The 11425-nt window shown below is 50.8% G+C and carries 13 protein-coding genes; 4 read left to right on the top strand and 9 right to left on the bottom strand.

Annotation, left to right across the window (positions count from 1 at the left end; all coding sequences use genetic code 11):
* From BUF15_RS27725 to BUF15_RS27715, 4 genes are all read right to left on the bottom strand, one after another.
* Positions 1–242, bottom strand: a 242-nt coding sequence (locus BUF15_RS27725) for a hypothetical protein (protein ID WP_234981159.1), incomplete at its 3' end; no start/stop codon positions are given.
* 382 nt (positions 243–624) lie between these two features.
* On the bottom strand, positions 625–1005 hold the full coding sequence (locus tag BUF15_RS11230) for a glucose-1-phosphate adenylyltransferase (RefSeq protein WP_456151402.1): 381 nt from the start codon (positions 1003–1005) through the stop codon (positions 625–627).
* Between the two features lie 340 nt (positions 1006–1345).
* Entirely contained in the window at positions 1346–1585 is a 240-nt protein-coding gene (locus BUF15_RS27720; RefSeq protein ID WP_073613568.1) for a hypothetical protein, read from the bottom strand.
* A complete protein-coding gene (locus tag BUF15_RS27715) occupies positions 1582–1989 on the bottom strand; it encodes a Fur family transcriptional regulator (protein WP_073613567.1) in 408 nt (135 codons plus the stop codon). Before BUF15_RS27715 ends, BUF15_RS27720 begins: the two co-directional genes overlap by 4 nt.
* Before the next feature lie 257 nt (positions 1990–2246).
* On the opposite strand from BUF15_RS27715, the gene BUF15_RS11215 reads away from it, so the two are divergent.
* Positions 2247–3143, top strand: coding sequence for an ABC transporter ATP-binding protein (locus BUF15_RS11215; RefSeq protein WP_073613566.1), 897 nt, complete (start codon positions 2247–2249; stop codon positions 3141–3143).
* 137 nt (positions 3144–3280) lie between these two features.
* Positions 3281–4333, top strand: a complete 1053-nt coding sequence (locus tag BUF15_RS11210; protein WP_073613565.1) for an ABC transporter permease — start codon at positions 3281–3283, stop codon at positions 4331–4333.
* 5 nt (positions 4334–4338) lie between these two features.
* Here BUF15_RS11210 and BUF15_RS11205 read toward each other — a convergent pair whose 3' ends face one another.
* On the bottom strand, positions 4339–5844 hold the full coding sequence (locus BUF15_RS11205; RefSeq protein WP_073613564.1) for a sensor histidine kinase: 1506 nt from the start codon (positions 5842–5844) through the stop codon (positions 4339–4341).
* A gap of 15 nt (positions 5845–5859) precedes the next feature.
* A complete protein-coding gene (locus BUF15_RS11200) occupies positions 5860–7170 on the bottom strand; it encodes an OmpP1/FadL family transporter (protein ID WP_073613563.1) in 1311 nt (436 codons plus the stop codon).
* Positions 7171–7628: 458 nt separating this feature from the next.
* On the opposite strand from BUF15_RS11200, the gene BUF15_RS11195 reads away from it, so the two are divergent.
* Together BUF15_RS11195 and thpR are read left to right on the top strand one after the other, a co-directional pair.
* The gene (locus BUF15_RS11195; protein WP_073613562.1) at positions 7629–8399 is read left to right on the top strand and encodes a tRNA threonylcarbamoyladenosine dehydratase; all 771 of its coding nucleotides are present in this window, start codon (positions 7629–7631) and stop codon (positions 8397–8399) included.
* Positions 8399–8953, top strand: coding sequence for an RNA 2',3'-cyclic phosphodiesterase (gene thpR, locus BUF15_RS11190; RefSeq protein WP_073613561.1), 555 nt, complete (start codon positions 8399–8401; stop codon positions 8951–8953). Before BUF15_RS11195 ends, thpR begins: the two co-directional genes overlap by 1 nt.
* Before the next feature lie 5 nt (positions 8954–8958).
* Here thpR and BUF15_RS11185 read toward each other — a convergent pair whose 3' ends face one another.
* The 3 genes from BUF15_RS11185 to BUF15_RS11175 all read right to left on the bottom strand — a co-directional run bounded on the left by BUF15_RS11185 (position 8959) and on the right by BUF15_RS11175 (position 11416).
* Positions 8959–9870: a DMT family transporter gene (locus BUF15_RS11185; RefSeq protein ID WP_073613560.1), complete on the bottom strand. Its 912-nt coding sequence runs from the start codon at positions 9868–9870 to the stop codon at positions 8959–8961.
* Positions 9871–9947: 77 nt separating this feature from the next.
* The gene (locus BUF15_RS11180) at positions 9948–10916 is read right to left on the bottom strand and encodes an SPFH domain-containing protein (protein WP_073613559.1); all 969 of its coding nucleotides are present in this window, start codon (positions 10914–10916) and stop codon (positions 9948–9950) included.
* 41 nt (positions 10917–10957) lie between these two features.
* A complete protein-coding gene (locus BUF15_RS11175) occupies positions 10958–11416 on the bottom strand; it encodes an NfeD family protein (RefSeq protein WP_073613558.1) in 459 nt (152 codons plus the stop codon).
* Positions 11417–11425: the final 9 nt, after the last annotated feature.

The raw sequence follows: 11425 nt of genomic DNA, 5'->3' as shown, positions 1-11425 counted from the left end.
CAGAAGAATGTATGCAGTTCGCTATCCTTTTCATCAAGAGATACCCATATTCCCGGATACTGACAGCACTCCATCCAGCTGCTGACCAGCGTACTCTTACCATAACCAGCTGGGGCGGAAATCAGGGTGCATGATTGTTTTTGCCCACGGTTGAGCAGATCATGCAGCCGTGGTCGGGCTATCGTGCCTACCGCGTCTCGCGGTCTCTGCAACTTGGTGATAAGAATTTTGCTTGATGGCATTGCTGGATACTATACCTAAGAAGAGTTCACCCAAGGGGCAGACTGATATGCCCTGATCGTTCAAGTAACGGCATCCTGGCGCAACAGAGCGACAAGCCACCAGATATACCAATCATTTATAGTAAGCCTAAATGCCCAAGATATCCATAGTATGGAAAAGATCCTACAAAACATCAGTATACCCGGCAAGCAACAGATTACAAATGCGAGATGGTTAATAACATAATTACGAAATGTTAACCATCACAACCAGTGTAATATCCAAACCCTTTCAAGGCTGACAAACTGTGTATAGAAAGTACTGACCAAACAAGTCCTGCTTTTCAAGTTCACAGCATTAAATAAAAAAATTATCTTGCCCTACATCAGCCCTGTTGCCGGTTCAGAGCGTAGTTCCCGCCGCAATTATCGTCCCTTTAGGAATAACAATCACCCCATCCCGAATACAAAAGAGGGAAAAATCTCCATCTGTTTTGCCCTCGGGGCTGACATAGCAGTTATCACCAATGCTGACATTCTTATCGATAATCGCCTTCTCGATATGGCAGTTTCGGCCGATACCTGGAGGAATACGCTTGCCGTCATTATTTTCCGTGCCGTAATAATCGTTACCCATCAACACCGAATCGTTTATGGTAGTGCCAGCGCCAATAACCGAACGCAGGCCGATAACAGCTCCTCGCACCTCTACATCCGCCATCACCGTTCCTTCGACGATCAGGCCACGTCCAACGGAGCACTTATGCATCCTTGACGGCGGCAGAAACCGGGGATGGGTATAGATGGGGGAAACTGCATCGTGAATAGAAAAAAGAGCGGGTCCTCCGCCGCCAACTCCAGATTAGCCAGCAGGTTGACAAAACCGCGCGAAAACCGATCGAAGGAAAAGGATGACTGAATATGCCGGTGGGGGGAGACACTGTTGTACTGGGTCAACAGGTAAATCTGTAAAATACCGCTGTTGATGCAGTTGCTGATGGGGATAAATACCTTAAACTCGAATAACCGTCCAAAACTTCATATTTTTCCCCCAAAAAAAAGCCCGGGGATTAAACCCGAGCTTTTTGAAATATCTCTACAAACGCTTGAATACTTATGGGGTGTTAGCACTTCAGTGCGGCTTTGCCCTCGTCAGTGATAGCGTGTTTACATCGAACAGGGGTGCCGATCAGACCTTGCTTTTTCATTGCAGTAATCCGGCTGGTGACCAGCTTGCTCTCAAGGCCGGTTGCGGCGACAACTTCTTTGGTACCACACGGGTCTGTCATGTTGGCCAGAGCCTCAAGAATTTTTTTCTGCTCATCGGTAAGAGCACCACCTTTACATCCGCATGCACAACTCATTGCTTTTTCTCCTTCTTTGAACGTTTACGTTGACACTCCGGGCATATGCCGGCGACCTCCAAACGGTATCCATGTACAGCATACCCTTTGTCAGAATTCCAGCCAACCTCCCGGATAGATTCCCGGTCAATCTCGAGATTATCGACGCGGTGACAGACAACACAATAAATATGATCATGTTCTTCTACCTCATAGTCAAATCGTTTCTGCCGGCCACTGACCTCGAGTTTGCCGATAATACCCGCCTCAGACAGAATCTCAAGGTTACGGTATACCGTCGCCAGACTGATCCGTGGCATGATTTTTTTCACTTTTTCATACAGTTCATCGGCTGTGAGATGTTGTTTACTCTTCCGCAGTTCGCGCAGTATCATCTCACGCTGATTGGTCATCCGAAGCTGCATAGCTCCTCCATTTGTGATAACGATTATCATTTGTAAACGATAATCGTTAATCAGTCAAGGAGAATTCAATACTCTCTTTACTTCGAGAAAAATTCAGGTGCGTGACATCTCTTTTTTTTCCTGATAAGTAGATTATTCGTAAGAGATATCAATCTATATCGATGAGGTAACCGGCTGCCGCTGTGAGCATTGCTGCCGCAAAGAGCAACCGTACAGCCATATGATACACAGGACAACATTAAGGAAAGCAGCACAGTATGCCCTTAACCAACCAATCCCTTCTCGAAATTCAACATCTCAGGCGGCTATTTAAAGACACTGTGGCTGTGAAGGATGTATCATTTTCAGTTGCAAAAGGTATCTGTTTCGGACTTCTTGGCCCCAATGGTGCCGGCAAGACCACCACGATAGAGATTATCGAAGATATCATCCCTCCCACCTCAGGAACGGTGCTTTATAAAGGAAAGCCACGCTCCGCGTCCTTCCGGGAGGAAGTCGGCATCCAGTTCCAACATACGTCACTGTTTGATTTTCTTTCAGTCGAAGAAACTCTGCTTTCTTTTCACAAGCTCTTCGCCCGTCCGGTGGACATCGAGGCCCTTATTGCCCGCTGTGAGCTCGGATCTTTACGAAAAAGGAGGAGCACAAACCTCTCCGGCGGCCAGCTGCAGCGCTTGATGCTGGCATTGGCCCTTATCAACAATCCGGAGCTGATCTTTCTCGATGAACCGTCAACCGGCCTCGACCCCCAATCCCGCCGCAACCTCTGGAATATTGTTGATAATATCAAGGAGGAGGGAAAAACCATTATTCTAACCACCCACTCCATGGAAGAAGCGCAACACCTTTGCGACGAGATAGCCATTATGGACCAGGGAATGATTATCGCCGAGGGTACACCAAATGAGCTGATTCGCACCTACTGCCGAACCTCAACTCTCACCCTGCCGGTCGAGACCCTGGCTAGCCGCCCAATAGCAGCAGAAATCGAATGGACCCCCCATGAAGACCGGGCAGTAATCCATACCGACAGTATCGACAGGACGATTGAGCAGCTTACGGCCCGGAATATTTCACTCACCGGCCTGAGTATTCACAATCCAACTCTTGAAGATGTCTTCCTCCACCTTACCGGCAGAACCTTGAGAGACTAACCCAAAAATTTCATGAATATCTACAGCGGCAATTATACCAATGCATTTCAAATGAGTCGTGTGAACTTTCAAAATACGTTTCTTTATACATACTGTGCTAGCAAACCATCTCAACTCATGAAATTTTCGGGTTAACAATGCAGCTTCCCAACACTCACCGCATATGGGCGATGTTTATTGCCAGAAATCATGAATTCTTCAGGGATAAAGCGACGTTCGGCTGGAATTTTCTTTTTCCCTTCCTGCTGATTATCGGCCTGGGTATGGTTTTCAACGGTAAGGAATACCAACAGTTCAAGGTGGGTGTTTTTCCGGTCACCACCGAGTCGGTAACCGTTGCCGAGACAACTCTGCCAATAGCCTTCCAGCAAGAAAACCAGATCGTCTTTATTCCGATAGCCGACCAAAAGACCGGTGAAGAAAAACTGAGTCTGCACAAAATTGATCTGCTCGTCGATGGCCAATCATCAACCCATACCTACTGGATAAACGACTCATCACCAAACGGCTCGCTGGCGGAAAAGATCCTTCTCGCCTCCTTTCTCCCAACAGGAACAGCAGCAGAGAAGCAAGTTATATCAGGGCGGCAGATCCGCTATATCGACTGGCTGTTTCCGGGAATACTGGCCATGAATATGATGTTCGCCTCACTGTGGGGGGTCGGGTATATTGTGGTGCGGTATCGGAAAAATGGTGCGCTGAAAAGACTGAAGGCAACACCTCTCACGCCGTTTGAATATCTCACAGCCCAAATGCTCTCACGCATCTTCCACTTGATGTTTACCTTGATAGTTGTCTGGTTCGGTGTCGACCTTGTTTTCAAGTTCCAGATGCAGGGTTCCTACCTGTTGACGCTCTTTATCTTTTTTCTGGGTGGTCTCAACCTCTGCTCCATAGGTCTCATTCTCGCAGCCCGGGGGACAAGTGAAGAGTTCACCAGCGGAGTGCTCAATTTCATCTCCATACCGATGATGATGCTCTCCGAAGTATGGTTCTCGCTGGAGGGGGCGCCTAAATGGGTCATCTCACTTTCACAGATATTTCCGCTTACCCATTTATTGAAAGCCGCACGTAGCGTCATGAATGAAGGGGCCACATTTGGTGATGTCCAGTGGGAATGTCTCATCCTGCTCCTGACCACACTGCTCTTTCTGCTCATCGCCTCACGAATCTTCTCATGGAATGAGTAGCAAGCTCAAATGCCGAGACTAATATCAACCCGCGTACCTTCGCCAGGCCGCGAGTAAATGGCAATTTTCGCCCCGATGCTTTGCAATCTGTCATCCAGTGTCGAAAGCCCAAAGCCTTTCTTCACCGTCGACGGATCAAAACCGACCCCGTTGTCCTCAATCTCAATTCGGTGTTTGCCATCCTCTTGGGTCAGCACCACCGAGACATAATTTGCCTCAGCATGTTTTATGCAATTAATCACAGCCTCCCGAACTGACCGGTATACAGTCACTTTCTCGTAGTCGCTCATGGAAAGCGGGGCGTCGAGAAGGTTGATAAAATCAAGCTCAAGCGTATGACGCTCACCAATATCGCCCACCAGCCACTCCAATGCCGATTCGAGGCCAAAGTCATACAGGACCGGTGGGCTGATCTGAAAGGTCAATGAACGGGTCTCCTTGAGCGCTGTTTCGAGATAGCTTTGTGTATCCTTCAACCGTTCTACACCCGGATTGATTTTGTTATGCTGCTTGAGATTGGCCACACTCAACGCCAACAACTGGGTGACGCTGTCATGGAGATCCTCGGCGATGGCCCGCCGCTCCCGCTCTTCGGTGGTGACTAACTCAGCGGAGAGATTCTGCAACTTTTGTTCAATATTCATCCGCTCGGCTTCCATGAGCTTTTTCTGAATATTGACAAGATGAGCGGTCTTTTCCCTTATGATCCTGTCACGGTTCAGAATCTGTTCATTATGCTCCGCCTGGATCAACTCGGTGTTGTGAATAAGTTCCTTGACCGCTGGTATACTGTAGAGCAGCAAATTGGATATCCTGCGTAAAAATCCGGGATCTTTGAATGTGATTTCAAAATCATAAATGGCCTGACCGTCATCACCGTACTTTTCCGGCCCTCGTTCAACACATTTCACCGTCACCCCGATATCCGTCACTCCGGCCAGCCGTGCGTAGGATGCAAATGTTCCTCGATGCCACTCCATGCCAAAAGGCGTCATAATGACATTTGGATGATGAATAAGGCGTACCGCCACATAACCCTTCTCGAGGGCGAGAATGATGGCTTTCTTGGTTCTGTTGAACTTGTCATTCTCGCAGACAATTCGCCGGATGAGCCGATACGGACCAATAAGTGGTACCCCGATTGCGGTCTTGAGCAACGGCTGGCTCTTATAGAAGGTGTTGCCACAGTAATAGGCAAAATCAGGGTCCTGGATACGCTCCTCAATCCCATGATAGAGTGAGATCATGAACAGGTTGGAAAACCAGTAATCCCTGCTCTCAAGATGAGGAACACCGACAAGTTCTGTCCTGCCGGTTTGAAGATTCTCTACTGTGAACGACCCACTTACAGCGACATCGTGGACAAGGTCTTCAGTGTCAACCTCAGGATATCTGCTGCGCAGACACTGGATCAGCCACAAGGTATTCAGGCTTGATACCTGCTTCGGCATTGCCTTCACCATTGCAAGACTGCCTTCTTCAGGAGCCAGGCTGTTTTTCATCAGGTTCATCAGCTCATCACAGCTCTAAAAATGATAGGCGAAAGAAATGGCGAGTGATTGATTCTTCTGGCTGTGCGTCCCGTTCATCGTTGCATCCGCCCCACTGTTTTCGATGTCCCGGTCCTCATAGATATCGTAAGCATAGCTGATCCGCCAGCCGATATCCCTGAATTCGCCGCCTACACCTGCAGTAAGTGTATGCTTGTCAAGTCCACTCGTTCCCGGCTCAAAAGTCTCATCCGGCACAGGATTTTCCTCATAGAGATACCCGGCCGACAAACGATAACCAGAATCTGTCAGGTAACTGGCGCCAAACAGATAGCCCCAGACGTTGGACCAGTTTTTCGGGATAACCATGATCGTTTGGCCGGCAATGGGCTGTACGACCTCAACACGCAGATTGTCATAACTTGAGTATTCTTCAAACCTGGCAGCAGCCTCGACCACCCATCTGCTGGTCGGCCGGAATGCCACCCCAGCGAAAAACTGGGCAGGAAGGGTGAATTTGGCGTCCGCAGAGGTGGAAGGGAAGACAGCAGCAAGTGGTGCGGGAGTTCCAGCAGGAAGATCGAACCGTACGTCACCACTCAGGTCTATCTCCACTTCACTCCGGTAAGATGCACCGACACTCCACTTATCGTTTAGCGCCAATGTGGCGCCGATGTTCCAGCCATAGCCGGTACCGTCGGCTTCAAACTTCTGCCTGCCGTCAGCCAGTCCATAGGATTGCAAAGGGATCATCTTTTCCAGAGTGGTGTCGGCCGATACCCCGCGAAGACCGGCCGAGACAACGAGCCTCTCCAGGAAACGGTAGGCGATGGATGGATTGATATCCCAGGTGGTGAGTTCTGAATTCGTGGCCAGATACCGAAAAGGGGTATCCTCGGGATACTCACTGCCAAGACCGAAACTGTTGTTTATCGTCAGGGCCAGAGATCCATTTTCCGAAAACCTGTAGCTGACTGCCCCATGAACAGGGGTATAGATATGGTCTTCTGTGGAATAACTTTGGCCGGTAACGGAAGAATCCACTTCTTTTTCAGGCCCAAGCACAGTGAGACCGGCCTCACTATTTATCCCCTCAAATTCAAGCTGAAGTGCCGGGTTATAGAAAATCGAGGCAAGGCCCTCGGCATGGGCCACCGAAGCGTTAGCGACTCCCATGGGCCCAGCCCCTTGGGTAAAGACCGAAAAACCTGCGCCATATGCCGTTCCTCCTGCTGCGAACGAGAGGCCCAGTAGCGTTAATACTCCTATGCTTTTTCGCACCATACGTGTGCAATTTGCCTGAGTATTTCTCTGACTGGTCAAACACTTACATTCCTTTCTCTTCATCACTGCTCCAATTTGCACGATTCAAAACAAATCAATGTTCTGCGCATTTCTGCCACAATTCAAAAAATGTGACTTTAGACTATTTATTATGCCGATTCAATATATTAACAGATATACGCCTTGCCAAAATACTTATCGAGTCATTTCACCTCATCTTCAGCGCGATCAAAAATGTCATCTTCTCCCTCGAGGATATAGAAAACAGTGGTAGAATTTGAGCAAACTCCAATAAGAAAAAGAAAAGGATCGGGATACGAATTTGGGACCTGGAACACGATGAAGGAGTTGACGAAACAAACGTATCACCTTTATCATGATCAGATCTTCGCCATTGAAATAGATCGGCGAGCATTTTGCCGCATAGAGCCGAAAAGCCAACCAATAGAATTGGCGAAGAAATCCACCGAGCCATCTGCCACTCTCTCGTGGCTTTCATTTTGTGGGATAAACAGATATTTATGGAACGATTTTCAAGGATACACCGCCTTCTCGGCGACAAACGATTTCGCCGGCTGCAGGAAAAACGAGTGACGGTGGTGGGGCTGGGTGCCGTAGGCGGCTATGTGGTTGAGGGACTGGCACGGGCCGGAATCAGCACCCTGCGGCTCATTGATTACGACACCATCCAGCCCACGAACCTCAACCGGCAGATACTGGCTCTCGAATCCACTCTGGGACGACTGAAGGCGGACGCGGCCAGGGAAAGGGTGCTGCAGATTAATCCCCAGTGCAATGTGGAGGCGCTGCCGATATTTGCCGCCGACGAGACACTGGACGATATTCTCAGTCCGGCTCCCGACCTTTTAATTGATGCCATCGATTCGCTCAACCCGAAGGTACAGCTTCTGGCCGGGGCGTACGAGCGGCAGATTCCTACCCTCTCGTCCATGGGAGCGGCGCTCAGGACAGATCCGAGCAGGATTCGCCTGGCCGACATCTTCGACACCGACAACTGTCCGCTCGCCCGGCTTGTCAGAAAACGACTCCGTCGCCGGAACATCGGTCGCGGTATTCGATGCGTCTTTTCGAACGAAAAGGTCGATTTCGACTACTCACAAGCCAGTGATGAGGAACAGGTCGGTGAGACGCCCTATTCTGAAAGAGGAAGGGAACGAAACGTCCTGGGCAGCCTGCCAACGGTGACCGGCATTTTCGGCCTCATCCTGGCCAATGAAGCAATAATGCAGCTTTCTTCGGACACAGGACCCGTCTTTCAAGGAGAAAAGTGATGCTACGACTCTTTATCGCCGTCGATATCCCGGAAGATATCCGCACGCTTATGTGCGGTATGGGCGGCTCGATTCCCGGCGCAAGAGCGGTTCCCACCGACCAGCTCCACCTCACCCTCAAATTTCTGGGCGATACCGACAGCGGCCTGTTGCCGGATATCAAGGAAGCACTTGGCAACATTGAGTGCCCCCCCTTCAAAATCTGTCTGAAACGGGTCGGCCACTTCCCTCCCCGCGGCAATCCGCGAGTACTCTGGGCCGGGATCGACCCGGCAATGGAAGTTACAGCACTACGTAACAAAGTTGAAAAAGCATTGGCAGAGATCGGCATAGAACGGGATCACCGCAAATTCTCCGCCCATGTGACGCTCGCCAGACTGAAAAACAGCCCGCTCAACCGGGTGACTCAGTTTCTTGCAGGCAACAGCCTTTTTGAGACCCCGACCTTCACCGTGCGTGAGTTTCTTCTCTACTCCAGCTCCCTTTCGGCCAAAGGTGCTGTCCATACGGTACTGGCGACCTTCCCTCTCACGCATTCACAAATAGAGGAGTAAAAGATTCAAATTGAAGGTTCGGCATTCTCTTTGCCTCGATTGCTTTTGGATGAAAACTGCAGCACCACCATGGCCAACAGCACGATGGCAACCCCAGGCAGCACAGCCAACGGGGGCAGGCCATGCCCAAGCAGCAGATCGATGATCAGCACCAGCCCAGGGTAGAGATAGGAATAGGCCATGGCCCGGGTCGGCCCGATATAAGGGACACAGAACTGGGTGATGAAGAAGGTGATTACCGTGGTGAAAACTGAAAGATAGAGAATACCCACCCAGGTCTTGCCGGCCACACTTCCCCAGTCCACCGTCAAGAGTTTTCCACCGCTGAGCAGCAGAAGCCAGCAACTACCTGAAACAAGTACCCACAGTGTCATGGCCAGCATCGATTCACCTCGATGCAGCATTTTCACAAGCGGGGTGTAAAAACCCATACAGACAGAGCCCGCGAGGAAAATCAGATCGCCCTTGTTCCAGTGCATGGCCAAGAGCAGGTCAAAATCCCCCCGAAATATAACCCAAATTGCGCCGATCATGCCAACTGCCAGAGCTGCAAGCTGAGCACCCGGCAGCCGCTCCCGCACCATGATCATCGCATAGATTCCGGACATCGGCGGCACCAGGGTAAAGATCACGCTGGTATTCAGAGCAGTGGTGTATCTGAGGGCAAGGAACATGCACCAGAAAAAGATCACCAGGCAGCCACTGATGATCGTGCAGCGCCCGAGAAAAGACCAGGAGAACTGCAGCCCGGTACGCAGCTTGACGATTGGGGCCAGGATAATACCGGCCACCACGAAACGTACCAGGGTAAGTACCGCCGGATCAAGGTCTCCGGCGATCGCGGCACCCACCGTAAACGAGGTGGAGACCAGGGTGGCACAGAGCAACATCAGCAAGTGGATGAACAAGGGCGACATAGGGTATGGTTCCTGATACAAAATGGATGTGAATATTTCCGGCATCTTCACCGGTCGCCCAGATCCCGTTTATGCACTCAGCCCGACTTTTGTGGAGATGACGTTTCTGCTTGAAAGGTGGGGTAGCTGCCACTCTTCACCTGCTCGAAAGTAGCCATAGCCGTCGCCACCATCGCGCTCATATCGGTGAGATTGCCGGGAACGATCATGGTGTTGTTTGTTTTGGCGAGCTTACCGAATTCATCAAGATATTTTTTAGCCACTTCGAGGTTAGCCGCCTCCTTGCCACCGGGCATGGAAAGCGCTTCGGCCACCCGACGGATACCCTCGGCGGTTGCTTCCGCCACCCGCAGGATCTCCTGGGCCCGACCTTCGGCTTCGTTGATCCGCTTCATCTTCTCGCCCTCGGAAAGAAAGATGGCCTCCGCCCGATCACCTTCGGCCTTATTCATGATCGCCTGCTTTTGACCTTCCGACCGCGCGATCTCCGCCCGTTTTTCCCGCTCCGCCTTCATCTGCTTTTCCATGGCATCAAGCACGGTTTTCGGCGGCTGGATATCCTTGATCTCATAGCGAAGCACCTTCACACCCCAGTTGGAAGCAGCCTCATCCAGCGCGTCAACCACCTGGCCGTTCAAGGTCTCACGGGCCTCAAACGTCGAGTCGAGAGTGATCTTGCCGATGGCCGAGCGCAGACTGGTCTGGGCGAGCTGGCCCGCGGCGAAATGATAATCCTCAATACCGTAAGCCGACTGCATCGAGTTCACTACCTGCAGGTAGAGAATTCCGTCCACCTCCAGGGTGACGTTGTCCGCGGTTATACAGGTCTGGGCCGGGATATCAATAGGTTCTTCTTTCAAGGAACGCTTGTAGGCGATTTTGTCGAGAAACGGGATGAGGATATGAAAACCTGCCTCCAAGGTGGTCCGATACTTCCCCAGTCGCTCCACGACGAATTCCGAGCGCTGCGGCACCACGACAGCGGTCTTGATCAGAACCACAATTACCAGAACAAGCAAGAAGACTAACGCAACAAGATTTTCCATATCATCCCCCATCAGTTTGTCTGAAACGGTTGTAACGATGCTCAGAGCTCAGCATCACCGGCACGTTGCACCGTTATCAAAAGCCCATCCTGCTCAACAATCTCGGCAATTTCCCCGGCCTCTATTTTCTCACTGGCCGTAGCACGCCAGGTTGTACCCGAATATTTGATTTTTCCTTCCGAAGGCGGCACGATATCCGCCACCACCACAACCTTGGTGCCAGCCTCGGCCAGCGAGTGGTCGCTGCGCCCGTCACTGCTTTTTCCACCACCAAAGGCTTTTTTGACAAACCGGCGCAGCAACAGCAACGAAACAAGTGAGGCGACAATAAAAATCAGAATCTGGGTATTGAGACTGATCTCATAGAGCCAGGCAGCTCCCGCCGTCAGCCAGGCGCCAAGGGCAAAAAAGAACAAGACAAAGCTCGGCATGGACAGTTCAAGTAACAGCAGCACGACGCCGGTGAGAAACCAAAGCAAGCTTGGTGTATTGAGTTGCATAACAGATTC

This window comes from Desulfopila aestuarii DSM 18488, assembly GCF_900143695.1.
Lineage (GTDB): Bacteria > Desulfobacterota > Desulfobulbia > Desulfobulbales > Desulfocapsaceae > Desulfopila > Desulfopila aestuarii.
This window is presented reverse-complemented; position numbering and strand designations above follow the sequence as displayed.